This window comes from Neobacillus sp. YIM B06451, assembly GCF_032667185.1.
GTDB lineage: Bacteria > Bacillota > Bacilli > Bacillales > Cytobacillaceae > Bacillus_D.
This window is the reverse complement of the sequence record NZ_JAVFKJ010000003.1, coordinates 328,507-352,332: the sequence shown is the minus strand read 5'-3', so window position 1 is coordinate 352,332 and position 23,826 is coordinate 328,507. Positions and strand designations below refer to the sequence as shown.

The following is a 23,826-nucleotide window of genomic DNA, read 5'->3' as shown; positions in this document are numbered from 1 at the left end:
AATTGTTTTAAGAGAAAGGGGATGGCCTAGCCATTCCCCTAAGAAAAATTACGCAGTTTTTGCTGGAAGGACAATATTGAACGTTGTCCCTTTATTAGGCTCGCTTTCCACAAATACCTTCCCGTTGTGGCTTTCAATTATCTTGAAGCTGACCATGAGGCCAAGCCCGTTTCCGTTTTTCTTTGTTGTGTAGAATGGTTCGCCCAGTTTTTTGAGTTTCTCTTCAGGGATACCTACTCCCGTATCCTGGATGGCGATTTGCACCTGATTATCCTGGATGCTCGTTTTTACATGGAGTTCCCCGCCATTCGGCATTGCCTCAATTCCATTTTTAACAAAATTAAGGAATACTTGTTTCAGCCTATTTTCATCACATTCGATCTGGATAATCTCATGCGAATTGTCGAAATATAGCTTGACGTTCTTTTTACGCGCTTCAAATTCAAGTAGCGAAAGGACAGTTCTTATGACCGGAACAACGTTTTTCTCTTCCAGCTCTACTGCCTTCGGTTTTGCGAGCACCATAAAGTCTTCGACAATCCCATTCACCCGTTCAATTTCATCTAAGATGATATTTAAAAATTCCAGCCTTTCAGGGTCTCGTTCATCCAACTGCAGGAATTCTGCGTATCCCCTCATCGAGGTAAGCGGATTCCTGATTTCGTGGGCTACGCCTGCTGCAAGCTGGCCAACAGCGGCAAGCTTATCCTGCCTGTGCAGCATATCCTCTGTCTTCTTCCGTTCGGTAATATCATTGCGGATTGCCACATATTGATAAGGTCTACCTTTCTCGTCGAGGAACGGTACAATCGTGGTGTCTACCCAATAGAAAGAACCGTCTTTGGCCCGGTTTCTGATTTCGCCCTTCCAAACATTTCCATGTCCGATTGTCCGCCATAGGTCTTTGAAAAACTCTTTTGGATGGAGACCAGAGTTTAGTAGATTGTGGTCCTGCCCAATCAGTTCCTCCCTCGAATATTTGGAAATTACACAGAAATTATCATTCACGCTGATAATTTTTCCTCGAGCATCCGTAATCGCTACGATAGATGACTCGTCGAGAGCGAATTTATAATCGCTGATTTCCTTAAGGGAGTTTTTCAGATTCTGCTCGGCGGTCTTTCTATTCGTGATGTCCGACCGGATTGCAATATATTGATACGGCTTTCCCTTTTTGTTCAGGAATGGAACGATGGTCGTGTCGACCCAATAAAGCTTCCCGTCTTTTGCCCTGTTGCAGATTTCCCCTTTCCAAACCTTTCCGCTGCCGATTGTCCTCCACAAATCCATAAAAAATTCCTTTGGATGTGTTCCGGAGTTCAATATCCGGTGATCTTGGCCAATCAGCTCTTCACGGCTGTACTTGGAGATTTCACAGAATTTGTCGTTCACACTCATAATCATGCCTCGTGAATCGGTGATTGCCACAATTGATGATTGGTTAAGCGCAAACGTAATATCACTGATTTCTTTATGCCGTTCCAAAAGCTCCTCTTCCGCCTTCTTTCGGTCGGTGATATCCGAGCGAATCGAGACGTATTGATAAGGTTTTCCCTTTGAATCTAGAAAAGGGACAATCGTCGTATCAACCCAATAAAGGGAACCGTCTTTTGCTTTATTGCATATCTCTCCGTGCCAAATTTCCCCTGCCTGGACAGTGTCCCAAAGATTCTTGAAAAATTCCTTGGAATGGTAGCCTGAATTCATCAAGCGATGGTTATTCCCAATAATTTCTTCTTTATTATATTTCGTAATTTCAAGAAATTTGTCATTAACATCAATTAAGTTTCCGTCATTATCGGTAATGCCGACAATCGCCGATGCATCGAGCGCGGCCAGTATATCCTTCAAATGGCTGTCAGCTGCCGCAAGCTTTTTGCTTATTAGGGTACTTGAAATAATCAATCCGCCAAAAATCAAAAAGGATACAAAAAGGACAAGGTAAAAAATGAATGAGTCATCCGGGATTAGCGTTTTTTGGGCCACAGGTGCTTCACCAATGCTTGATGCCCGTTTTAACAGGAAATGGCCTTGGGCAACAGCGGCGGTAATGATCCCGGCACTTACTGGTTTCAGCCAGGACGAACTTCCCCTATTGAAATTTTTCGAATAAAACAGCATCCAGAGTGAAAATAAAAAAGAGCAAAAAATCAATAAACCGGAAACGATAAAAATGACTGGATTAAAGCCGATGCTGATTTTCATCGAATACATGCCAATGATGTGGATTGAAAAAACCGCCATCGTCAAAAATAGGCTGCCAAATATGATGCTGCTTAATTTAACTTTGTTGACCGTTAATGAAACAAACGCCATACCAGTTAGCGAAATGCCGAGGATGATTGAGAGCAGGGTTAGCGGAATCTGGTAAGTTGCAAATCTATTCATGTCCTCCGATAAAAGTCCAAGGAAATTCATCACCCAAATTCCGATTCCCATCGTAAAAGTTCCGCCAATAAATAAAAAACCTTTATTTTTTTTTGATGAATGTATAAGAGTAAACATATCCAATGCTGTATAGGAAGCCATCATCGTTAAGGCGATTGCGAAGATGAGCAAAACAGGACTGAACGCCAAATTTTCCATTGTCAAGTACCAACCCCAGTGTTTTTGACATTTATAATACAATTGTAATAGAAAGTTCACATTTAAGGAAGTACAAAAGGATAATTTAATAAAGCATCCGATTGAATCTTACCAAATACCTCTATTTTTTCCTATATTCGTAGTGAATTTTATATGGAAAAAGTTTATTTTTCCGTTTTCCCAACCTCTTGGTATTAAAAAAAGTGTCACCAAATAAAAAAATATGATTAAACTGTATTATAAAAGGGAATAAATCCTCAATCTGTCATATAAAAGGAGAGTTCATACAATGCTGGTCAATCCAATCGAGTTTTTCCGCAATCTTCCGCAGAAGGAATGCGCAATGTGCGGGTGCACAATCCAGGAGCAAGCCGAATCCTATCTCTGTGAATGTGATTCCTGCCGTACAAAACAGAAGGATTAAGGTGGACCTTCCATTAGCGGAGGTATAGAATCAAGGGCAATTAAAAATGGCCGGCTCTGCAGAAAAATGCGGAACCGGCCATTTAACATTGTTTAAAAATCCCTTTTGATGTTTAAATAATACTAACACCATCTTAAAGGGAGATTTTTTTATGAGGCTCGTTAGCTGGGCTTATACTAAGAAATACAATATAAAAGCATTGTTCGATCAGTTTCCCTTCTCACCTGTCATTTTCAGGCAAATAAAGGAGTACTATTTTATTTATACGGTTAAGTGGAATCCAGCCGACCCGCCGGTAAGACGGACCAATCTTGAGGAAATGGAAATGCTCTTGAATATTGAACTTGGTACTTTTGAGGGATACCAACAAAGGAAAGCCTATCACCCACACGCCAAAACAAGCCATTCATGACTTGGGAATAAAAAATGCTCCCTCCGCATATGCTTATCTCCAAGGAGCTGAACAAAATGGAGAAAAACACAAAGTACACGACCCCCGCAATAAAAAAACCGTCGTTCACAGTTGAAACAGGTGACACCTTCCCAAATCCCGAAAGCATCCCGGGTGACTCAGTCGACGAGCACAAGCAAATTGAAGAGGCGAACGCACTATTGACAGGGGATGAAATCAGGCAGCAGAATGAAAACCTTTAAAGAGAGCTGGAATCAGCTCTTTTTACATTTTTGGCAAATCCCTTTGCCCCGCGTCCATTGAGCTACCGCACATTGGGCATAGCAAATCATCAGAAACAAAATTCTTCCTCATCCAGCCAATGCAGCTGTCATCGCTGCATGAGTATATTTCAGTGCTGACCAATTGTTCTTCTTCCTTTTCATTCGAGAGCCGTTTCCCAAAAAACATGTAATTCCCTCCTCCTAAACGAATGTCCTTCCTGTGAAGAGTTCCGCCCATTAGTATGCGCCAATCTCTCCTTATTATTAATACACCACTCAATCGTTCTTATTTTTGTAAAAAAGCTTCGGTTGTTGTGATGTATTGATGAGATAAAATGAAAAAAAGGAACGCCATTTTTTCGAAATGGGTGAGAACAGTGAATGAAAATGGCAAGCTCTCTCTTTCTCATGAATTTAATGAACTTCTTAAATCGGCGAACAGAACTTTCGATTGCCCAAAAGGCACCTATTTATTCAGGGAAGGCCAGGAAGCAAATGAGGTATACGTAATTCTTTCAGGAAAGGTCCAAATCTTAAAAATCCATCCATCCGGACAAGAACTGCTTCTTAGGCTTTCCGGGACAAATGATATTGTTGGAGAACTTACCCTCTTCACCATTGACCCAAAATACATATTCAGCGCGAGGGTTATCGAGGACTCAAGGATTGCCGCCTTGAACATTTGCGACCTTGAGCGGGCTTTTTTTAAAAACAGCAAACTTGCCCTGGAGTTTTTAAAATGGATGAACGACCATATGCGCAAAACGATGACAAAGTTCAAGGATCTTGTCCTTTATGGCAAAAAAGGCGCCCTCTATTCCACCCTGATCAGGCTATCGAACAGTTATGGGGCAGTTGGCGAGGAAGGCATCACAATCGATGTGCCGTTAACCACCCAGGATTTGGCCAATTTTTGCGGAACGGCAAGGGAAATCGTGAGCCGAATGCTTTCCGATTTAAAGAAGATGGGAATTATCAGCATCCGGAAAAGGAAGATTGTAATCCACGACATCTGCTATTTGAAAAAGGAAAACCATTGCGACAACTGCCCGATCGAGTATTGCAACGTTGACTAATTAAGAAATTTTCAGAAAAAATGCTTGTTCACAAATTATCCATATGCATTTAGGGGAAACTCCTTTATCTTTGGTAAAGGGAGGGAATTTTTCTCATGAAAAAAATGATTATTGTTTGCGCAATTGCGATAGCATTGGGGATTGTCGGTGGCATCGGTTTCTTTAAAGTCAGGGATGCCATGGCAAAAATTCCGGATGATGTCGAATTGGTTACCCATGAAAACAAAGCTTACCGTTTCGGCGAGGATAAAACTAAAATTAAGCTGATAGAATTTATCTATACTCACTGTCCGGATGTCTGCCCTACTACAACGCAGAAAATGGCCGCTTTGAAAAAAGACTTGGAAGAAAAGGGCGTTTTTGGCGACAAGGTTGAATTCATCACCATTACAATCGATCCTTACCGAGATACTCCTGAGGTAATGACCAAGTATATGGACACGTTCGAAATAAAAAATGACGGAAATTGGATTTTCCTGACCGGCGACAAAAACAATTTAAAAAATAGCCACGAACAAATCAGAAAAGCGGCCGAACCGTTCCAATTTCAATACAAGGATCCGGGCAACGGGTTTTTCATCCATACGACATTTACGTATTTAGTGGATGAAAACAACAAATTCATCGAAAAATTCCCCATGGGGAAAGAATTTAACCGTAATGATGTCTTGAACACGATTATGGATGAATTAAATTAAATTCAAATGAAAAGCGGGCACCCTTACACCCAAGGGTACCCGCTTTTGACGTATCTTTTAAATTAGTTGACCGAAGAAGGAGTTTTGTTCAAATGCTGCAGGTTTGATAGATAATCAGCTTTCGGTTTTGTAATGCTTGCTTTAATCCCCGATTTTCTCAACTTTTTGACCAATTCGGTAATTTTTTGCTTAGCCATACGGTTCACCTTCTCTTCCCGGCATTTCCATAAGTCAATTTTACACTAAAATTATGAATAAAGTGTGAAAATCTCAAAAAATTCTAAGAAAAATTTTCCGCAATAGTACGAGTACTCGATTCCTTATACCCCCTGCATCAAACCGAAAAACACCCGTTTCCAAACTAATGCCATTTGAAAGTGTTAGCGCGCTCCTGATAATCATGGTATAATTCTGTAGATTATGTCTATTTGGAGGATGCTATGATAACAGTCAGTAATGTAAGCTTACGGTACGGAGATAGAAAATTATTCGAAGATGTTAACATAAAATTCACGCCCGGGAACTGCTATGGGTTGATTGGCGCCAATGGGGCGGGTAAATCGACTTTCCTTAAGATTCTTTCAGGTGAAATTGAGTCCCAAACAGGCAGCGTCCACCTTGGCCCTGGCGAAAGGATGGCCGTTTTAAAGCAGAACCATTTTGAATACGAGGAACACGAAGTGCTGAAGACGGTTATTATGGGCCATACCCGCCTTTACGAAGTCATGCAGGAAAAAGACGCTATTTATATGAAAGAAGATTTCACTGACGAAGACGGGATGCGTGCAGCCGAGCTTGAAGGCGAATTTGCTGAACTGAACGGATGGGAGGCTGAATCCGAAGCTGCGATTCTCCTAAAAGGCCTTGGCATTGATGAATCCCTTCATGATAAAAAAATGGCGGAACTTTCTGGTTCAGAAAAAGTGAAGGTCCTCCTTGCTCAAGCATTGTTCGGACAGCCTGACGTCCTTCTTCTCGATGAGCCGACAAACCACCTGGACATCAAGGCGATTCAATGGCTAGAGGAATTCCTGATCAACTTTGAAAACACCGTCATCGTCGTATCCCACGACAGGCATTTCCTGAATAAGGTATGTACCCATATCGCTGACCTGGATTTCGGCAAAATCCAAATCTATGTCGGGAACTACGATTTCTGGTATGAATCCAGCCAGCTTGCATTAAGGATGGCACAGGATCAAAACAAAAAGAAAGAAGAAAAAATCAAAGAATTACAAGCCTTCATTGCGCGCTTTAGCGCAAACGCTTCTAAATCGAAGCAGGCGACTTCCCGAAAAAAATTGCTTGATAAAATTTCGCTTGATGACATCAAACCTTCATCCCGGAGATATCCGTACGTCGGTTTCACACCTGAAAGGGAAATCGGTAATGACTTGCTTCGTGTTGAAGGATTGACAAAGACGGTTGATGGCGTAAAAGTTCTTGATAATATCAGCTTTGTCATGAACAAGGATGACAAAATCGCGCTTGTAGGCACAAACGAATTGGCAAAGACGACCCTTTTCAAAATCCTAATGGGAGAACTGGAACCGGATGCAGGGACTTTCAAATGGGGAATCACCACATCGCAAGCCTATTTCCCGAAGGATAATTCAGCCTACTTTGAAAACAGCGACCTAACTCTTGTTGACTGGCTGCGCCAATTCTCGCCGAAGGATGACAGCGAAAGCTTCCTACGCGGTTTCCTTGGAAGGATGCTCTTCTCGGGTGAAGAAGTACTCAAAAAAGCTAGTGTCCTTTCCGGTGGCGAAAAGGTACGCTGTATGCTATCGAAAATGATGCTTTCAGGCGCGAACGTGCTCCTACTTGACGAACCCACAAACCACCTTGACCTCGAATCCATCACGGCATTGAACAACGGTTTGATCAACTTTAAGGGCTCTGTCCTATTTGCTTCTCATGACCACCAATTCATCCAGACGATTGCGAACCGCATCTTTGAATTGACGCCATCCGGCCTGGTTGATAAGCAAATGAGCTACGACGAATACCTTGAAAACAAAGACATTCAGGAACAGGTCGCGAAAATGTACTAAACTTTTAAAACAGGGGCAATTTGCTCCTGTTTTTTTATTTGAGGTGTGATGGCAATTTTAGTGAATATGAACGATTCCGTGTGTTCCCCTCTTTGTGCAGATTCATGCCGGTTAGCAGTTTATTCGCCAGTTTAACTGAACTTATTCCCAGTAAGTCACGGCATTCCTTGTTTGTTATCCGGTTCCCTTTAACAAGTAAATGATCAGTAATAACTTCTACATGGGCATCTTTTGAATATGCAAAACACTTTTCGCAGTGCCATAACCCCCTCACTCTGACCATTGGCCTGCAGCCGCAATTTGGGCAAGCGATATATTTTAGTAGTTCTTCGCGCTTAAGTTTATAAAAACCCATAATATTAATTGGCTGAGGTGAATGTGCTTTTTTAAAGGCTTTGGCAATCTTTTTAAGTTCTTTATCAGTGAACAACTCTTCTTTATAGCGCTTGGATAGCTCCATAACTTTTAACGGAAGGCTTTTGTCCGTGCCGACATGCCTCGCTGTTTCATAGTTGCTGCACCTGATGACAGACCGGGAGTTACTGATGATGGCGAGGTGTTCGATGGGCATCTGTTTTAGTTTATGGGTTTCTAGCCAGCCTCTGAGTTGTGTGCAGTGATTTAAGGCCTGAATGAGCGGATTATCTGTTCCAGTAACGGTTTCATGGCGAGAAACGGTTAGCTGGCAGGTCATATGGTTGAAAAACAGTTCCCCTTCAAGGCTTTTAATTTCAATAATGAGGAAGAATCTTGTAGTTAGAATGAGGGTATCGATTTGAAAATGGAGTTTTTTGTGGAAAAGGGTTAAATCATGAAGAATTAGAAATTCCTTTTGGTCGAGTAGGCTCGCATAGTAATCGGAACTTTTTTCGCCATTGTATCCTTTTCTGCGGTTTTTCAAGTTTCGGTGGATTTCAGGAACGAGGCGGTGGTTTTGGGGCAGCAATCGGAGGAGCGCTTCGAGGCATTGGATCCAAATTGGAACCCCGCGGGCTTTTATTAGCAAAAAAACAACTCCTTTCATTCTTTTTCGCTTTATTTCTTCTCTAAATGGGGATTGTTCTCCTTCATATATTGAAGAATGTTGAAAAATAGACAAGGTTTTAACATTAAATGTAAAAAGGAGGCTGTTTTTTATTAAAGTCAGTTCGTAAAATACCAGAAATTTTTATATTCGCCCCGATTTTCATTTCTTTCACCCCATTTTTCGAATTATTCGCCCCATTATTTTACTCATTCGCCTTTTTCTCAATTTTCAGAAAAAAACAAGGGTTATTTATCAACCTAAACATAATGTATACAGGTTTTCTTTTCTGAAAAATTCACCAAACAATCTTCCCGCCAGACTTTGCAAGACCCCCTTAAATTAAAAAGACAGAACCCTATCCAAAAGAGTTCCGCCTCAACAAAAAGATTATGACCGCTTCTGCTTATTCCTGGACGAGGGGGCTTTCTTGTTTCCGGTTTCCCTGCCCGTGGTTCCCTGCCCTTCCACCTCGGATGAATTCAGGCCTATTGTGGACGGGTCCTGCTTTCGTTTTCCCATTTCATTACACCTCCCAACCTTTAGGGTGAGCCCTGCCGCATCATTTATTCAAAAAGGGGAAAGATATGGGCGAAGGAGGTGTGGATTTATGGCAAAAATAGGTGTGGAACAGTCCCTTAGCAATGTGCAGCAAGCCTTGAGGGAACGGGGACATGACGTGGTAGAACTGAAGCAGGAGTCGGATGCCGCTGACTGTGCGTGCTGTGTAATTACCGGCCTTGACTCTAACATGATGGGGATGCAAGATACGGTGACACAGGCTCCTGTTATCGAGGCGAACGGCCTTTCGGCGGAAGAAGTTTGCAACCTTGTTGAAAACAGGATCGGTTAACCAGATTAGTTTTAAGTGACAGGACCGCTTTTCTTTGTTAAATTAAGACTGTCTTTCCATACCGGTCCGGGATATGGGAAGACAAGTCGCCCTTAAGGCGGTACTACATATGTGACTGGATGGAACAGATTTGGTTAATTCTATTATTCTCTCAATTCAAACAGCCTCCATCGCCCTTGGCCTAGCTTTTCCGCTCGGGGTTTTACTTGCGAGGATAATGGCTGGCAAAAGATTCCGCGGGCAAACTGCCGTGGAAACGTTTTTCTTGCTCCCCGTCGTCCTTCCCCCGACCGTTGTCGGGTTTTTGCTTATTGTCCTTTTTGGAAAGCATGGCCCTATCGGCTCTTTGATTGAAGGGATTTTCGGTCATCCCATCATGTTTACACCATGGGCGGCGGCGCTTGCTTCGACCGTTGTCGCATTTCCATTAATGTACCAGTCGGCAAAAGCAGGCTTTGAATCCATCAATCCGGAAATTGAAGAAGCCGCCAAAATGGATGGGGCGGGAAAATGGAGGACGTTTATACATATTACCCTGCCCCTTTCCGCAAAAGCCCTAATCACCGGTGGGATTTTAAGTTTTGCCCGGGCGCTTGGGGAGTTCGGTGCTACCCTTATGTTTGCCGGAAATATCCCCGGGAAAACACAGACGGCCCCCATTTCGATTTATATGGCCATGGAATCCGGCAGGACAGATGAAGCATGGTTACTGGTTGCATTGCTGATCATCATTTCATTTATCATGCTCTATCTTTCTTCCTTTTTAAAAAGCAAATAGAGTCTGTATAATTCCTTCCGGATATGGAAAACTACACCCGCCATCTAAACAATTTGTTGGGAAGTGCTTTTGTGGAAGAGATTGCTTCATCCATCTTGAGAACGGCTGTTTCATTTATCTTATTGCTCTTCATCCTCGCCTTGTACGGCAGGCAAATCAACGCGCACAAGAACCATTTTAATATGGCGATGGCCATTACCGCCGGATCGCTTGTGTCGAATATGGGCTTCAATGTAAACTTGAAATTTTTCCCGATGCTTTGCTCATTCGGTACACTTGTTATCCTGTATTATCTCGCAGCTATTGGGTCGTATCGGTCCCCATTTTTCTATAAAATTCTTTCCGGCCCCTCCTCCATCCTGATTCAGGATGGAAAAATCAATGAGAGGAACCTGGCAAGCGTAAAACTGGCAAAAGAGGGGTTATACCAGCAATTGAGGGAGAATGGCATCTTTGCGGTTTCTGAAGTCAAAAAAGCCATACTCGAGCCGAACGGGATTCTTTCAATCGAAAAAAAAGCCCCCCTCGATAAGGGGAGCGACGCATACCCAATTCCGGAATACATTCTGAAAGGCGTTCAGTTGCCGGCCGAAATGATTCGTGATGGAGCCTGCCTGTACCGGACGTATCATGGCCAATTCATCTCCTGGTTTGAAGGTTATCTATTCGCAAAAGGCTTGGAAGCCAAAAATATCCGGTACGCCGTCATTTCCACTGAGGGCGTTCTTTTCCTCGTTCCGTATTCAGACGTCAGCTCCCCCGATTCCTGAGTCCCGTCAAAAATGTCAGGAAAGTATAAACGCCTGTTTTCACCGTTGCCTGCGCTGGCGTATCCTTCGTTGGATCGAGGCAGACAATGTCCAGGGCCGCAACCTTCTGTGAAAGGCCCGCTTCATAAACAGCCTCGAATAATTCATGCGAAGCCATCCCACCCGGAGTCGAGGCGGGGACTCCCTGTGCGAAAGCAATGTCAAGGACATCCATGTCGACAGTTATATAAATGCAATCCACCCTCGATGAAAGTTCGGCAACCGCTTTCTTCACTGTTTCCGCCATCCCTTTCCTCCGAGCCTCACGCAACGTAATGCAGTTGACTCCGTGTTCTTTTGCATAGGTCAAAAGAGTCTGGCCGTTAAAGAACCCGTGCAGACCGATATTAAAAACGTTATTCCCCTTAATTACTCCGTTTTCAATTAAAAAGCGGATTGGGGTCCCATTCGTCAGACCGTGGTCAGCAAGATCCCTTAAATCAAGGTGGGTATCGAATTGCAGAACGCCTATTTCTTTATGGGGCTGGGCGGCTTTCAAGCCGGATATGAGCCTGGCCGTGACAGAATGGTCACCGCCAATGGATACCGGAAAAGAATTCGGAAGTTCTTCCCGCAGTGACTTCATCGCCTGGGTAATGTTATCATGCGATTTTGCAATATCGGTAAAATGCATTTTCACATTGCCGACATCAAGAACCTTCATCCCAGCCAGCTCTGTCCCATAATCAAGATTGTAAGTTGAAAATCCGCCCCATGCCCGCCGGAAGGCTTCAGGGAATTCTGATGCACCTGAAACCGAAATTGACGAACGGGAAAGCGGAACCCCAATCACGGCAATATCCCAATCGCTTTCATTAAAAGCGTAATCCGCACTCGCCTGGGAAATCCAGTCCTTTACCTTTGGGTCTTTTGCCTGCTCATCCTTCCGCCACGCTAACTGGGCGGGTTCCAAAAAATCTCTCAGCACACTACTCCACCCTTTACAACAATTTCCCCATTTTTTATGACGGTATCCGTATGATTTATCCCATAGTTGTATTGAAGCCTTTTATAGTTCGGGACATTCGCAATCAGGATATCCGCCTGTTTTCCTTCTTCAATGCTACCTACCCTGCCTGCCCTGCCAATCGCATGGGCTGCGTTAATCGTCGCGGCTGTGATAACTTCCTCAGGTGACATACCCATCCTCAGGCAAGCCAGATTCATGATGAGCGGCATCGAGACTGTTGGCGATGAGCCTGGATTAAAATCAGTTGACAAAGCAACTGCGACACCTGAATCAATCATTTTCCTGCCATTTGCACTTTCAGCCATTAGGAAAAACGCTGTACCTGGCAAAAGGACGCCAATTACGCCTTCTTCCGCCATCCTGTCGATTCCTGTTTGCGAAGCCTTGAGTAAATGGTCCGCGGAAATCGCGCCAACTTCGGCAGCAAGTTCCGCCCCCTCGTAGGGCTCAATTTCGTCGGCATGAATTTTCGGAGTCAGGCCGAATTTCTTTCCGGCTTCAAGGAGCCGCCTTGACTGTTCAGGGGTAAAAACACCACGCTCACAAAAGACATCATTGAATTCCGCAAGCCCTTCCGCCGCGACTTTTGGAAGCATTTCTTCAATGATTAAATCGATAAACCGGTCTGGATCGGCCTTATATTCGGCGGGTATGGCATGGGCGCCCATGAATGTGTTAACAACATCCACTACATGGGCTTCATTTAATTGTTTCGCAACAAGGAGCTGCTTGTATTCCGTTTCCCAATCAAGTCTATAGCCGCTTTTCGCCTCAACCGTCGTCACACCGTGCAAAAGGAAGGAATCAAGCTTTTTCATCCCTTCGCTGAAAAGCTCTTCCTCGGAAGCGGCCCTCGTCCTTGAAGTTGTCGCATGGATTCCGCCGCCGCTTTCCATGATTTCCATATAAGTCGCGCCCTTTAAGCGCATCCCGAATTCATCTTCCCTGCTTCCCGCATGGACTAGATGGGTATGCGGGTCGACGAGGCCGGGAAGGACAATCTTCCCGGACGCATCGATAATGTCAGCCCCATCCAACTGGCCGCCAGCCTTCCCTTTCACTTCCTCATACGTGCCAACCGCCGCGATTTTTCCGTCCGTTAGGAGAACCGCCCCGTTTTCAATAATCGAGAGATTGGCCATCTCGCCGCGGGTGGCGGGTTTCTCAGAATAGCCTTTCACAGTTATCACCTGTGAGGCGTTTTTTATAAGTATTGTTTTCGACATACACGCATTTCCCCTTTTCCTCCTAGTTGCCCTACAATCTGCAAGGGGCTAGTCAATCATTGGGATGTTAAGCCCATTGTTCTTCGCCGCTTCAACCGCCAGATCGTACCCCGCGTCGACATGTCGTACAATGCCCATTCCAGGGTCGGTCGTCAGAACGCGTTCGAGCCTCCGCTCGGCTTCTTTCGTTCCATCCGCTACGATTACCATTCCGGCATGCAAGGAGTAGCCCATGCCGACGCCGCCTCCGTGATGGACCGATACCCAGCTCGCACCGCCAACCGCGTTGATCATCGCGTTCAAAATCGGCCAATCCGCAACCGCATCGCTTCCATCCGCCATCCCTTCCGTTTCCCTGTTCGGGGATGCCACGGATCCGGAATCAAGATGATCCCTTCCGATGACGATTGGTGCTTTCAGCTCACCGTTCGCGACCATATCATTAATGATTTTTCCAAAGCGCGCCCTCTCCCCGTAACCGAGCCAGCAAATCCTCGACGGAAGGCCCTGAAACTGGATTTTCTCCCTGGCCATCCGGATCCAGTTGCACAAGTGCTCGTTATCCGCAAATTCACGGAGGATAACCTCATCTGTTTTGTAAATATCCTCTGGATCACCGGAAAGTGCTACCCAACGGAACGGACCCTTTCCCTCGCAAAACAGCGGACGGATATACGCCGGCACAAATCCCGGAAAATCAAATGCATTATCGACCCCCGCATCTTTTGCGACCTGCCTGATGTTGTTTCCGTAATCAAAGGTTATCGCGCCCTTTTTCTGCATCTCAAGCATTGCCCTTACATGAGTAGCCATGCTCTCACATGACTTTTTCACATATCCATCCGGGTCGTTTTCCCGGAATTCAGCTGCTTCTTCCAGCGAATACCCCACCGGTATATAGCCATTGAGAGGATCATGCGCGGATGTTTGGTCGGTGAGGACATCAGGAATAAAGCCTAATTCAAGCATTTTTGGTAAAAGTTCTGCCGCATTCCCTTCCAGGCCGATTGAAAGCGCCTGCCCCTGATGTTTCGCTTCCTTCGCCTTTGAAAGCGCGTCTTCAAGCGAATTGGCGACAACGTCCAAGTACCTTGTTTCAATCCTGCGCTGAATATGGTGGATATCGGTATCAATTGCCAAACAAACCCCGCCGTTTAACGTAACCGCCAATGGCTGAGCGCCGCCCATACCGCCCAGTCCAGCGGTTAATGTAATCGTATGTTTCAGGCTACCCGAAAAGTGTTGCCTGGCAAGCTCGGCGAATGTCTCGTACGTTCCTTGGACAATCCCCTGGCTTCCTATGTATATCCAGCTGCCCGCGGTCATTTGGCCGTACATCATGAGGCCCTTTTTATCAAGTTCATGGAATGTGTCCCAATTCGCCCAGGCAGGAACTAGATTCGAATTAGCAATAAGGACCCTTGGAGCGTCTGTGTGGGATTTAAAAACTGCGACAGGCTTTCCCGACTGGATCAGCAGCGTTTCATCGCTTTCGAGCTGTTTCAAAGTTGCAACGATTGCATCAAAGCAATCCCAATTCCTTGCTGCCTTGCCAATCCCGCCGTACACAACCAACTCATCGGGATTTTCGGCTACTTCCTCATCCAGATTGTTCATCAACATCCTGAGGGCGGCTTCCTGGATCCACCCTTTTGTATTCAGTTCGGAACCTCTGTACCTTACGACCTTGTCTTTTGTTTGCGCTTTCATTTTTTCGCTTCCTCCTCCCGAATGGCTGAACTTCATTCCTTGTATTGGGGGTTAAGCTGAGATGCGTTTCTAGAGGCCACTAACCATTCCCCTTTTTATTATAAAGGAAGTTTCAGAAAAAATAGACAAGTTTACCTGCCTATTCAGCATAAATTAGAAATAGGACAAAGTTTGGGAGGGAATTTCATGCAATTTTTAACGATTCGAAAAGGAACAGCGATCCTCATTCTTGCGGCAGCAATTGGAATTGTTTTAACTGTCGGCTGGTGGATTTTAAAAGCAGGCGAAACAGTTGTGTTTAATGAAACTGCAGGCAGTCCCCCTAGGGAAATTCACATGGTTACCGGCGAGTTTATGGCAACTCTCCCTAACGGGAAAAAAATCGAGGCCTACAGATGGGATCCCGGCACAATCTTTATGGAAAAAGGAGAAAAAGTACGCTTAATCATTTACGGGGTGAATGGAAAAGAGCATCCGTTCAGCATTGAAAACACTTCGATTAAGGGGACAGTTAAAAAGGGTGAGGAAACAGGGGTGGACCTTTCTTTTGATAAAGAAGGCACATACAGACTAATTTGTCACGTCCACCCCGATAAGGAACACAATGGGCCTATGATTGCCTATATTGTTGTTGATTAGAAGCTCAATAGCTGTACGCAGAATGCGTGCAGCTTTTTTGTTTGCCATTTTTGAACAGTGTGTTTTCACTACTGGAACGGTAATAATATTGATTTTAAAGGTTTTCTCTTGTATAACAGTTTAGCGTTTTTACAAAACAGGACTGATACAGTTTATTGTTTTTTGACAATTTAAAAAACAACATGTCGCCTCAACCCTTGTAAAATCTAAGTTTCACAATATAGTAACAATTAAAGCCAAATTAGGGTGATTTTCCTCACATGACATCTGTTATACTCGAGGTAAGATGATATCAATAAAACTGTTATATAGTTTTGAAAATATATTAAGAGGTGAACCACAATGGCTCAAAGCACGATCGTTAATCATGCCCCTGCCGAACAATGGAAAGGATTCAAGACTGGCAAATGGGCAAAAGAGGTAAATGTAAGGGACTTTATCCTGAACAACTTTAATCTTTACGAAGGCGATGATTCTTTTCTAGCGGGAGCAACTGAAGCAACAGATGTACTGTGGGCGCAGGTAATGGAGCTTACTGCTCAGGAACGTGAAAAAGGCGGCGTCCTGGACATGGATACCGAAACCGTCTCGACCATCACATCTCATGGTCCCGGGTATTTGAACGAAGACCTAGAAAAGGTAGTCGGCTTCCAGACCGACAAACCGTTTAACCGTTCTATGCAGCCATTTGGCGGAATCCGCATGGCGAAAGCAGCGTGTGAAGCATATGGCTACAAACTGAATGAGGAAATTGAACGGATCTTCACCGACTTCCGCAAAACGCACAACCAAGGAGTGTTTGACGCATACACGGATGAAATGATGCTGGCCCGTAAAGTCGGCGTTATCACCGGTCTTCCGGATGCCTATGGGCGCGGACGGATTATCGGCGACTATCGCAGGGTTTCGCTTTATGGAGTCGACTTCCTCATTGAGGAGAAGAAGAAAGATTTAAAATCAACAAGCAGTGTAATGAGCGAACAAACAATCCGCCACCGTGAGGAGCTTTCCGAGCAAATCCGGGCGCTTGATGAATTGAAAGAACTAGCAAAAAGCTATGGCTATGACATTTCATCCCCTGCATCCAATGCCGCCGAAGCTTTCCAATGGCTGTACTTTGGCTACCTGGCGGCGATAAAAGAACAAAACGGAGCGGCGATGAGCCTTGGCCGAGTATCAACCTTCCTGGATATTTATATTGAGCGCGACCTGAAAAACGGCACGCTTACCGAAACGGAAGCACAGGAACTTGTCGACCATTTTGTCATGAAGCTGCGCCTTGTAAAATTCGCGCGCACACCTGATTATAATGAATTGTTCAGTGGCGACCCTACATGGGTAACCGAATCAATTGGCGGCATCGCCTTGGATGGACGCCCTCTTGTTACGAAGAGCTCGTTCCGCTTCCTGCATACTTTGGATAATCTTGGACCAGCTCCCGAGCCAAACCTTACAGTTCTGTGGTCCACTCAGCTGCCGGCAAATTTTAAAAAATATTGCGCCAAGATGTCCATCCAAACAAGCTCGATTCAATATGAAAATGACGATATTATGCGTCCTGAATGGGGCGATGATTACGGTATCGCCTGCTGCGTATCCGCGATGGCCATTGGAAAGCAGATGCAATTTTTCGGAGCACGCGCCAACCTAGCAAAAGCGCTCCTTTACGCGATTAACGGCGGCGTGGACGAAAAACTGAAAATCCAGGCAGGCCCGGAATTTGCGTCAATAACTTCCGATGTCCTCGATTACGAAGAAGTAATGAAGAAGTTCGATAACATGATGGAATGGCTGGCGGGACTTTACATCAATACCCTGAATGTCATCCATTACATGCACGATAAATACAGCTATGAGCGGATCGAAATGGCGCTTCACGATTCAGAAATCCTCCGGACGATGGCAACTGGGATTGCGGGTCTAAGTGTTGTCGCAGACTCGCTGAGTGCAATTAAGTACGGCGAAGTGAAAGTTATCCGTGATGAAAATGGCCTCGCTGTCGATTTTGAGGTGAATGGTGATTACCCTAAATACGGAAACAACGATGACCGTGTCGACAGCATTGCCGTGGATATTGTAAAAACCTTTATGAACAAGCTCAGGAAGCATGAAACATACAGAAATTCCATGACAACGATGTCGGTGCTGACAATCACATCCAACGTCGTTTATGGTAAGAAAACAGGGAATACTCCTGACGGTCGCCGCGCGGGCGAACCATTCGCACCTGGCGCAAACCCAATGCACGGCCGCGATACAAAAGGAACGCTAGCTTCCCTTTCTTCCGTCGCAAAGCTTCCATATGAATATTCTCTTGACGGAATCTCAAATACGTTCTCGATCGTGCCTAAGGCTTTGGGTAGGGAAGACGATAGCCGGATCAACAATCTTGTATCGATTCTTGACGGATATGCAATCAAGGAAGGCCACCATCTCAATGTCAACGTCTTTAACCGGGAAACACTGATGGATGCGATGGAACATCCTGAACTCTATCCTCAGCTGACAATCCGGGTATCCGGTTATGCGGTTAACTTTATTAAACTTACTAGGGAACAGCAGATGGATGTCATCAACCGGACATTCCATGAATCCCTTTAAGGCATAAAGGGGCTGGCTAGACCACGGCCTGCCCCCTTTAGTTGAAAGGAGAAATAATAATGAACGGAAATATTCATTCAATCGAAACATTCGGAACGGTCGATGGGCCGGGAATCCGCTACGTAATTTTTACCCAGGGATGCCTCCTTCGCTGCCAGTTTTGCCACAATGCCGATACATGGGAAATAGGGACCGGCAGGCATATGTCTGTTTCTGAAATTATGGATGATCTCCGTTCCTATCTCCCTTTCATTGAAGCGTCAGGCGGCGGAATAACGGTAAGCGGCGGTGAACCCCTCCTCCAAGTCCCTTTCCTGATTGAGCTGTTCAAGGAATGCAAAAAAGCGGGAATCCATACAACCATTGACTCATCAGGCGGATGTTTTTCCAGCTCTAGGCATTTCCTCGACCAGCTGGACGAACTGATGGAATATACCGACCTTGTTCTACTTGACCTGAAGCATATTGACCGGAAAAAACATATCAATCTTACGGGAATGGCGAATGACCATATTCTCGAGTTTGCAAAATACTTGTCCGACAAAAATATTCCCGTTTGGGTACGGCATGTCCTCGTTCCGGGCGTGACGGATGGGCTCGACGATCTTGGCAGATTGGGAGATTTCATAGGTACGCTTGGGAATGTCCATAAAGTTGAAATACTGCCATACCATAAACTTGGCGTGTACAAATGGGAAGCGCTTGGCCATGAATACCCGCTCAAGGATGTTCAACCGCCAAGTGAAGAAAAAGTACTGGAAGCCTATGAGCTTATTACAGAATCATGGCAGTCCCCCGCCCTTTCATAATCGAAAAATGCTGTCAGCCGGCAGCATTTTCTTTTTGGATTTTACCATCGATTAGTAATTTCCAACATGTCCTGCATAGTTTCTCGAAATATTAATGCTATTTTTTAAGAAGTATACTAGTTAGGGGATATGCTTTATGTATCAAGTCCTTACCGACATCAGCAACTTCTTGAGCACGCCTTTTTTATCGATGCTAGACCCATCCGGCCAAATTCCAGTGCTTGCGGCCTTTCTGCTTGGAATTGTCGGAGCTTTGGCGCCATGCCAGCTGACAGGGAATATCAGTGCCATCACTTTTTATGGGAATAATAGCATGCAGGCACCCGGGCAGGCTGCGAACGCTGTATTTTTTATACTCGGGAAAATTTTTGTATTCTCTTTGCTTGGGTTGTCCATCTGGGCGATTGGCCGGGAATTCCAGGATACACTAATAACCTTTTTCGCCGCATCGAGGAAAGTAATTGGTCCCTTCATTATCCTCCTCGGCCTGTTTTTGGCAGGTGTGTTGAAATTGGGGTTCCTTGATAAATTATTTTCATTTGTCCCTTCCATCCGCTCTGATGGAAAGTGGAGTTCATTCCTGATGGGGGCCGCGTTTTCAATTTCCTTTTGCCCGACGATGTTCATCCTGTTTTTTGTCACATTAATGCCAATTGTCCTAAGCACCTCATATGGGGTAATCCTACCATCGATTTTCGCGGTCGGGACCTCCCTTCCGCTAATTGTCTTTTTGATGATTGTCTGGTTCTTTGGAATGGATGGAGCTCTTTTACGAAAGAGCCGAAAAATCGGTGCGATTGTCCAAAAAACGGCTGGTATTTTCCTGATCTTTATTGGGTTGCTTGATATTGTGACATATTGGTGAACTTTCAGATTGACAATACCCCTCTTCCCGTAATAAAGTGTTAAGTGTCAACCTATACATATAGTTGGTTAACACAAAAGACAGGGGAGAGTAACAATGACTAATGACCAATTACGATTAAGAAGGATGATCCTCGCAGCTTTATTCGCCGCAATTACCGGAGTGCTGGCACAGATGACGATTCCTTTGCCGCTCGTGCCAATTACAGGCCAAACTCTGGCTATCGGACTTGCCGCAACAATCCTGGGCTCTCGTTTTGGGACGATGTCGATTTTTGTCTACCTAGCTTTGGGCGCGGTTGGCGTACCTGTATTTGCTCAAATGAAATCGGGTATTTCTGTTTTATTCGGAACAACCGGCGGCTACCTCGTAGGCTTTATTCCTACTGCCTTCCTAATAGGCTGGTATATGGAAAAGACATCTTTCACCGTTAAAAACGCTATAATTGCGAACATACTTGGGATGATTGTTACGCTAGCTTTCGGAACTGTATGGATGAAAATATTCGCCGGCCTTGAATGGACCGATGCGCTAAAATTCGGTTTTTATCCATTCATTCCGGTTGGTATCATTAAAGGAGTGCTTGCGGCATCTATCGGAGTCGGTGTCAGGAAACGGCTTGTATCCGCTAACCTGCTTTTGCCTTTTGAAAACAATATGAAACATAGCGCTTAAAAAAAAGAAGCTGATTTACGGCTTCTTTTTTGCCTAAATAGACATCTTGTTCTACAATTTTTCCCAGTCATTCACATTGCTTGTTTTCCTGATGTGGTCTATACTTTTTTTATCTGCAAGAAGGAGGTGATTCCATGATAGACTTGCTTGCCGAACTGTATGACCTAAATGCCTGGACCACGCTATATACCGGTATCTATCTTGGGATTGCCCTAAAGCTCCTAATTGATATAGGAACGGAAATATCCTTCGCGGAGATTGAAAAACAGGAATCAGACTTATCCTCGCTGAACCTTTCAGCCATCCAGGATAACAACTTAAGACAGCACGTTAATTCCATCCTCATTTGGATAGGAAAATATATACGTATTAAATATGGTTCAAACGACGACTCGGAAGAACCACATTTCCTTCCTGCCAGTTAACCCAAATTAACTCACCAGGAGGAAATATGAAACGGAAAAACAGTCTTTTATTGTCAACTCTTCTTTTAATTGCAGTTATAGCCATGACTGGCTGCTCATCAGCTTCAAATGGGGATACGGGCTTTTTCACAACCTTTTTCGTCCATCCATTCGGATCGGCCATCCATTACTTCGGTGAACTGTTCGGCGGAAATTATGGCCTTGCGATTATCCTGATTACCTTTATCATCAGGCTCGCGCTTTTGCCGCTCATGCTCCGACAGTATAAAAACCAAATGGCGATGAAAGGGAAAATGGACAGCCTCAAGCCGGAACTTGATGAATTGCAAAAGAAAATCAAGGCCGAAAAGGATCCTGCGAAGCAAAAGGAATTGCAGAGCCAAACTTTCACGCTGTACCAAAAGCATGGCGTCAATCCTTTGAATATGGGGTGCCTGCCAATCCTAATCCAAATGCCTATCCTTACAGGCTTTTACTATGCGATCCGTAATTCGGAGGAAATTGCTTCCCATAGCTTCCTTTGGTTCAGCCTGGGAAGCCCGGATATTGGAATAACCTTGATTGCGGGGCTCATCTATTACCTGCAATTCAAAGTATCCCAATCAAGCATGCCCGCGCAGCAGCAGGAACAAATGAAGTTCATGGGACTTCTTTCACCAATCATGATCATCATGTTTTCCCTAAAGGCACCAGCCGCACTTCCGCTCTACTGGGCAGTCGGAGGCATGTTTCTCATAGTTCAAACACTGATTAGCAGACGCCTTTATCAAGCTCCTAAAGCAGAGGCGAAGATTTCACTCCAAAAATAAGTAAAAACCTTCCCGGCGTTGAATTCCGGGAAGGTTTTTTTAGTTTTCCAGCAGGCGGATTGCTGATTGGACCATCAATTGAACGCCAATCTTCATAGCATCCTCATCAACCATGAATTTCGGGTGGTGCCAAAATTCTTTAATTCCTTTTTCTTCATTACCGGACCCAAGCCATACATAGCAGCCTGGAACCTCCTGCTGGTAAAATGAAAAGTCCTCTCCGCCCATCGTCGGCACGGCTACAACCGTCTTCTCCTTGCTGACAATTTCTACCGAAACTTCACGGACAATCCTGGTGACCTCGGTGTCATTGAATACAGCCGGTAAAAGGAATTGATAATCAATTTCCGCTTCCCCGCCAAGTGCAGCGGCTGTGTTGGACACAACCTGTTTGAAAGCTTCGGCTATCTTTCTCCTTACCTGCTCATTCGATGTCCGAACGGTCCCTTTTAGAGTCGCAGTATCCGGAATGACATTGTTTGTCGCACCCGCCTGAAATGAACCAATAGTCACAACCGCGGATTCCTTTGCAGAAATTGTCCTGCTCACGATTGTCTGCAGCTGCCCGACAATTGCGCTTCCGATTACAATCGGGTCAATCGTTTTTTCCGGAAGGGCGGCGTGGCCGCCTTTACCCTTAATGGTAATCCAAAAATCGTCTACACTAGCCATTAAAAATCCGTCTTTCACCCCTACGGTACCAGTCGGCAATTCTGGGCTGTTATGGAGGCCAATGATTGACTTGACCCCTTGAAGCAAGCCTTCCTGAATCATGCCTTCCGCGCCGCCTTCAGCCTCCTCAGCCGGCTGGAACAGGATTCTGACATTTCCGGGAAGCTCGCCGGCCAATTCCTGAAGAATAATGGCAGCACCCAAGGCAATGACAGTATGGACATCATGGCCGCACATATGGCTTATTCCGTCTATTTTCGAACGAAACGGAAGATCGGACTCTTCCTGGATTGGCAGAGCATCGATATCCGCCCGGATGGCAACCGTCTCTCCAGATTCCTTCCCTTTAATTTCCGCGGCCGTGCCGGTTGGAAGTCTTAAAGGGATTTTCTTTATTCCATATTCATTAAGCCAATCGTTAATCTGGCTTGTCGTTTTGTATTCCTGGTTGCTCAGTTCAGGATACATATGGAGCTGCCTTCTCATTTCAACCAGCCTTGGGTATAATAGTTCAACTTTTTCTTTAATTACTGAAGCCAATTCCTCGTTCACAGCTACCATCAAATTTTCCTCCCAAAGAATTAACGTGGGAACTCAATAACCCTTTAAAAAGGAGTTCACCCGGAGGGCTTGCATAGCAAAAACCCATTATCTTTTAAAACTAACCTATTTCATGCCAGTTTGGCAATTGGCATTTTGTGCTACTTACACTTGGGGACCACTATTTATACCTTCTATCATTCATAAACGCTTACCCGCCGTTCAATTTTTCCTACCACGGCTGTCATGAGGGTTGTAAGCAATAAATAGATTGCCCCAACCATGATAAAAATCTCCATATAACGGTAGGTGCTGCTGATGATTTGCTGTCCGGTACGAAGCAAATCATAAAGCGCAATCGTTGAAACAAGGGATGACTCCTTGATGAGGGCGATGAACTCATTCCCAAGCGGCGGAAGCATACGGCGGAAAGCTTGCGGAATGATGACATACCGCATTGCCTGACGGTTACTCAGGCCAAGGGACTTTGCAGCTTCCATTTGCCCTTTGTCAATTGACTGGATGGCACCTCTTGCAATTTCAGCGATATAGGCACCCGCGTTCAGCGACAAAGCAATGCAGGCTGAGACAAATGGCGGCATCGTCAGCGCGCTGAACATTGACGGAATGGCGAAGTGGATAACGAATAATTGCAGTAATAGCGGGGTTCCACGGACTGCCCAAATATATAACCCGCTGATTTTTGAAAAAATTTTAACTTTTGATACCCTTCCAAGCCCAAGAAACAAGCCGATTATACTGCCGGCCGCAATCCCGATAACCGCAATTTCAATGGTCACGAGGGCCCCTTTTAGCAAATAGGGGAGATACGTAAGCGCAAATGTGATAAAATCCATTGTTTTCTCTCCTTACTCTCTCATCAGGCTTTCAGCGACAACTAACCT

The 23,826-nt window shown here is 45.0% G+C and carries 26 protein-coding genes; 16 read left to right on the top strand and 10 right to left on the bottom strand.

Annotated elements, in window-relative coordinates; translation table 11 throughout:
• Nucleotides 1-48: 48 nt before the first annotated feature.
• Nucleotides 49-2,586: a PAS domain S-box protein gene (locus tag RB160_RS09360; RefSeq protein WP_316570051.1), complete on the bottom strand. Its 2,538-nt coding sequence runs from the start codon at nucleotides 2,584-2,586 to the stop codon at nucleotides 49-51.
• A 289-nt stretch (nucleotides 2,587-2,875) separates the two neighbouring features.
• Here RB160_RS09360 and yhfH point away from each other — a divergent pair, with 289 nt between their 5' ends.
• From yhfH to RB160_RS09345, 3 genes are all read left to right on the top strand, one after another.
• Entirely contained in the window at nucleotides 2,876-3,010 is a 135-nt protein-coding gene (yhfH, locus tag RB160_RS09355) for a protein YhfH (protein ID WP_316569969.1), read from the top strand.
• A 151-nt stretch (nucleotides 3,011-3,161) separates the two neighbouring features.
• Entirely contained in the window at nucleotides 3,162-3,422 is a 261-nt protein-coding gene (locus tag RB160_RS09350; protein ID WP_316569968.1) for a hypothetical protein, read from the top strand.
• A 56-nt stretch (nucleotides 3,423-3,478) separates the two neighbouring features.
• Complete coding sequence (locus RB160_RS09345) at nucleotides 3,479-3,664, top strand: hypothetical protein (protein WP_316569967.1); 186 nt, start codon at nucleotides 3,479-3,481, stop codon at nucleotides 3,662-3,664.
• 22 nt (nucleotides 3,665-3,686) lie between these two features.
• Here RB160_RS09345 and RB160_RS09340 read toward each other — a convergent pair whose 3' ends face one another.
• Nucleotides 3,687-3,872: a cold-inducible protein YdjO-related protein gene (locus RB160_RS09340; RefSeq protein WP_316569966.1), complete on the bottom strand. Its 186-nt coding sequence runs from the start codon at nucleotides 3,870-3,872 to the stop codon at nucleotides 3,687-3,689.
• A 148-nt stretch (nucleotides 3,873-4,020) separates the two neighbouring features.
• On the opposite strand from RB160_RS09340, the gene RB160_RS09335 reads away from it, so the two are divergent.
• On the top strand, nucleotides 4,021-4,761 hold the full coding sequence (locus RB160_RS09335) for a Crp/Fnr family transcriptional regulator (RefSeq protein WP_316569965.1): 741 nt from the start codon (nucleotides 4,021-4,023) through the stop codon (nucleotides 4,759-4,761).
• Between the two features lie 95 nt (nucleotides 4,762-4,856).
• Nucleotides 4,857-5,459, top strand: a complete 603-nt coding sequence (locus RB160_RS09330; protein WP_316569964.1) for an SCO family protein — start codon at nucleotides 4,857-4,859, stop codon at nucleotides 5,457-5,459.
• Between the two features lie 62 nt (nucleotides 5,460-5,521).
• On the opposite strand, the gene RB160_RS09325 is transcribed toward RB160_RS09330, so the two are convergent.
• Nucleotides 5,522-5,656: a hypothetical protein gene (locus RB160_RS09325; RefSeq protein WP_281272308.1), complete on the bottom strand. Its 135-nt coding sequence runs from the start codon at nucleotides 5,654-5,656 to the stop codon at nucleotides 5,522-5,524.
• 243 nt (nucleotides 5,657-5,899) lie between these two features.
• Here RB160_RS09325 and RB160_RS09320 point away from each other — a divergent pair, with 243 nt between their 5' ends.
• Entirely contained in the window at nucleotides 5,900-7,516 is a 1,617-nt protein-coding gene (locus tag RB160_RS09320) for an ABC-F family ATP-binding cassette domain-containing protein (protein ID WP_316569963.1), read from the top strand.
• Nucleotides 7,517-7,550: 34 nt separating this feature from the next.
• Here RB160_RS09320 and RB160_RS09315 read toward each other — a convergent pair whose 3' ends face one another.
• Together RB160_RS09315 and RB160_RS09310 are read right to left on the bottom strand one after the other, a co-directional pair.
• Nucleotides 7,551-8,522, bottom strand: coding sequence for a nuclease-related domain-containing protein (locus RB160_RS09315; RefSeq protein WP_316569962.1), 972 nt, complete (start codon nucleotides 8,520-8,522; stop codon nucleotides 7,551-7,553).
• 408 nt (nucleotides 8,523-8,930) lie between these two features.
• The gene (locus RB160_RS09310) at nucleotides 8,931-9,062 is read right to left on the bottom strand and encodes a YuzL family protein (RefSeq protein WP_316569961.1); all 132 of its coding nucleotides are present in this window, start codon (nucleotides 9,060-9,062) and stop codon (nucleotides 8,931-8,933) included.
• Between the two features lie 88 nt (nucleotides 9,063-9,150).
• Between RB160_RS09310 and RB160_RS09305 the strand changes: the two genes are divergently transcribed.
• From RB160_RS09305 to RB160_RS09295, 3 genes are all read left to right on the top strand, one after another.
• A complete protein-coding gene (locus RB160_RS09305) occupies nucleotides 9,151-9,393 on the top strand; it encodes a YkuS family protein (RefSeq protein WP_316569960.1) in 243 nt (80 codons plus the stop codon).
• Between the two features lie 130 nt (nucleotides 9,394-9,523).
• Nucleotides 9,524-10,171 carry a molybdate ABC transporter permease subunit gene (gene modB, locus RB160_RS09300; protein ID WP_316569959.1) on the top strand — a complete coding sequence of 216 codons (648 nt, stop codon included), beginning with the start codon at nucleotides 9,524-9,526 and terminating at the stop codon, nucleotides 10,169-10,171.
• Between the two features lie 71 nt (nucleotides 10,172-10,242).
• Nucleotides 10,243-10,941 (top strand): DUF421 domain-containing protein, encoded by a 699-nt coding sequence (locus RB160_RS09295; protein WP_316569958.1) that lies wholly within the window; start codon nucleotides 10,243-10,245, stop codon nucleotides 10,939-10,941.
• On the opposite strand, the gene RB160_RS09290 is transcribed toward RB160_RS09295, so the two are convergent.
• The 3 genes from RB160_RS09290 to hutU are packed head-to-tail and all read right to left on the bottom strand — an operon-like array spanning nucleotide 10,922 to nucleotide 14,886.
• Nucleotides 10,922-11,908, bottom strand: a complete 987-nt coding sequence (locus RB160_RS09290; protein WP_316569957.1) for an agmatinase family protein — start codon at nucleotides 11,906-11,908, stop codon at nucleotides 10,922-10,924. The genes RB160_RS09295 and RB160_RS09290 overlap by 20 nt on opposite strands.
• Nucleotides 11,902-13,176 (bottom strand): imidazolonepropionase, encoded by a 1,275-nt coding sequence (gene hutI, locus RB160_RS09285; RefSeq protein WP_316569956.1) that lies wholly within the window; start codon nucleotides 13,174-13,176, stop codon nucleotides 11,902-11,904. The genes RB160_RS09290 and hutI overlap by 7 nt, the downstream gene beginning before the upstream one ends.
• Before the next feature lie 48 nt (nucleotides 13,177-13,224).
• On the bottom strand, nucleotides 13,225-14,886 hold the full coding sequence (gene hutU / locus RB160_RS09280) for a urocanate hydratase (protein WP_316569955.1): 1,662 nt from the start codon (nucleotides 14,884-14,886) through the stop codon (nucleotides 13,225-13,227).
• A 186-nt stretch (nucleotides 14,887-15,072) separates the two neighbouring features.
• Here hutU and RB160_RS09275 point away from each other — a divergent pair, with 186 nt between their 5' ends.
• The 7 genes from RB160_RS09275 to yidC all read left to right on the top strand — a co-directional run bounded on the left by RB160_RS09275 (nucleotide 15,073) and on the right by yidC (nucleotide 21,709).
• Nucleotides 15,073-15,525 carry a cupredoxin domain-containing protein gene (locus RB160_RS09275; RefSeq protein WP_316569954.1) on the top strand — a complete coding sequence of 151 codons (453 nt, stop codon included), beginning with the start codon at nucleotides 15,073-15,075 and terminating at the stop codon, nucleotides 15,523-15,525.
• 342 nt (nucleotides 15,526-15,867) lie between these two features.
• Complete coding sequence (gene pflB, locus RB160_RS09270; protein WP_316569953.1) at nucleotides 15,868-18,126, top strand: formate C-acetyltransferase; 2,259 nt, start codon at nucleotides 15,868-15,870, stop codon at nucleotides 18,124-18,126.
• A 59-nt stretch (nucleotides 18,127-18,185) separates the two neighbouring features.
• Nucleotides 18,186-18,935 (top strand): pyruvate formate-lyase-activating protein, encoded by a 750-nt coding sequence (gene pflA / locus RB160_RS09265; protein WP_316569952.1) that lies wholly within the window; start codon nucleotides 18,186-18,188, stop codon nucleotides 18,933-18,935.
• A gap of 136 nt (nucleotides 18,936-19,071) precedes the next feature.
• Entirely contained in the window at nucleotides 19,072-19,800 is a 729-nt protein-coding gene (locus RB160_RS09260) for an urease accessory protein UreH domain-containing protein (RefSeq protein ID WP_316569951.1), read from the top strand.
• 96 nt (nucleotides 19,801-19,896) lie between these two features.
• On the top strand, nucleotides 19,897-20,475 hold the full coding sequence (locus RB160_RS09255; protein WP_316569950.1) for a biotin transporter BioY: 579 nt from the start codon (nucleotides 19,897-19,899) through the stop codon (nucleotides 20,473-20,475).
• Between the two features lie 134 nt (nucleotides 20,476-20,609).
• A complete protein-coding gene (locus RB160_RS09250; RefSeq protein WP_316569949.1) occupies nucleotides 20,610-20,900 on the top strand; it encodes a hypothetical protein in 291 nt (96 codons plus the stop codon).
• Between the two features lie 26 nt (nucleotides 20,901-20,926).
• Nucleotides 20,927-21,709, top strand: coding sequence for a membrane protein insertase YidC (gene yidC, locus RB160_RS09245; RefSeq protein WP_316569948.1), 783 nt, complete (start codon nucleotides 20,927-20,929; stop codon nucleotides 21,707-21,709).
• Between the two features lie 39 nt (nucleotides 21,710-21,748).
• Here yidC and RB160_RS09240 read toward each other — a convergent pair whose 3' ends face one another.
• On the bottom strand, nucleotides 21,749-22,942 hold the full coding sequence (locus tag RB160_RS09240; RefSeq protein ID WP_316569947.1) for a M20 metallopeptidase family protein: 1,194 nt from the start codon (nucleotides 22,940-22,942) through the stop codon (nucleotides 21,749-21,751).
• 176 nt (nucleotides 22,943-23,118) lie between these two features.
• Entirely contained in the window at nucleotides 23,119-23,778 is a 660-nt protein-coding gene (locus RB160_RS09235) for an amino acid ABC transporter permease (protein ID WP_316569946.1), read from the bottom strand.
• Nucleotides 23,779-23,826 lie beyond the last annotated feature (48 nt).

Bases quoted from the DNA above. Each gene is read 5' to 3' on its own strand.
- RB160_RS09255 (WP_316569950.1), top strand. From the start codon at position 19,897: ATGACTAATGACCAATTACGATTAAGAAGGATGATCCTCGCAGCTTTA.
- RB160_RS09335 (WP_316569965.1), top strand. From the start codon at position 4,021: ATGAAAAAAAGGAACGCCATTTTTTCGAAATGGGTGAGAACAGTGAAT.
- yidC (WP_316569948.1), top strand. From the start codon at position 20,927: ATGAAACGGAAAAACAGTCTTTTATTGTCAACTCTTCTTTTAATTGCA.
- RB160_RS09275 (WP_316569954.1), top strand. From the start codon at position 15,073: ATGCAATTTTTAACGATTCGAAAAGGAACAGCGATCCTCATTCTTGCG.
- hutU (WP_316569955.1), bottom strand. From the start codon at position 14,886: ATGAAAGCGCAAACAAAAGACAAGGTCGTAAGGTACAGAGGTTCCGAA.
- pflA (WP_316569952.1), top strand. From the start codon at position 18,186: ATGAACGGAAATATTCATTCAATCGAAACATTCGGAACGGTCGATGGG.
- RB160_RS09340 (WP_316569966.1), bottom strand. From the start codon at position 3,872: ATGTTTTTTGGGAAACGGCTCTCGAATGAAAAGGAAGAAGAACAATTG.
- RB160_RS09360 (WP_316570051.1), bottom strand. From the start codon at position 2,586: ATGGAAAATTTGGCGTTCAGTCCTGTTTTGCTCATCTTCGCAATCGCC.
- RB160_RS09325 (WP_281272308.1), bottom strand. From the start codon at position 5,656: ATGGCTAAGCAAAAAATTACCGAATTGGTCAAAAAGTTGAGAAAATCG.
- RB160_RS09330 (WP_316569964.1), top strand. From the start codon at position 4,857: ATGAAAAAAATGATTATTGTTTGCGCAATTGCGATAGCATTGGGGATT.
- RB160_RS09350 (WP_316569968.1), top strand. From the start codon at position 3,162: ATGAGGCTCGTTAGCTGGGCTTATACTAAGAAATACAATATAAAAGCA.
- RB160_RS09235 (WP_316569946.1), bottom strand. From the start codon at position 23,778: ATGGATTTTATCACATTTGCGCTTACGTATCTCCCCTATTTGCTAAAA.
- hutI (WP_316569956.1), bottom strand. From the start codon at position 13,176: ATGTCGAAAACAATACTTATAAAAAACGCCTCACAGGTGATAACTGTG.
- RB160_RS09345 (WP_316569967.1), top strand. From the start codon at position 3,479: ATGGAGAAAAACACAAAGTACACGACCCCCGCAATAAAAAAACCGTCG.
- RB160_RS09240 (WP_316569947.1), bottom strand. From the start codon at position 22,942: ATGGTAGCTGTGAACGAGGAATTGGCTTCAGTAATTAAAGAAAAAGTT.
- pflB (WP_316569953.1), top strand. From the start codon at position 15,868: ATGGCTCAAAGCACGATCGTTAATCATGCCCCTGCCGAACAATGGAAA.
- RB160_RS09260 (WP_316569951.1), top strand. From the start codon at position 19,072: ATGTATCAAGTCCTTACCGACATCAGCAACTTCTTGAGCACGCCTTTT.
- RB160_RS09320 (WP_316569963.1), top strand. From the start codon at position 5,900: ATGATAACAGTCAGTAATGTAAGCTTACGGTACGGAGATAGAAAATTA.
- RB160_RS09310 (WP_316569961.1), bottom strand. From the start codon at position 9,062: ATGGGAAAACGAAAGCAGGACCCGTCCACAATAGGCCTGAATTCATCC.
- RB160_RS09305 (WP_316569960.1), top strand. From the start codon at position 9,151: ATGGCAAAAATAGGTGTGGAACAGTCCCTTAGCAATGTGCAGCAAGCC.
- yhfH (WP_316569969.1), top strand. From the start codon at position 2,876: ATGCTGGTCAATCCAATCGAGTTTTTCCGCAATCTTCCGCAGAAGGAA.
- RB160_RS09250 (WP_316569949.1), top strand. From the start codon at position 20,610: ATGATAGACTTGCTTGCCGAACTGTATGACCTAAATGCCTGGACCACG.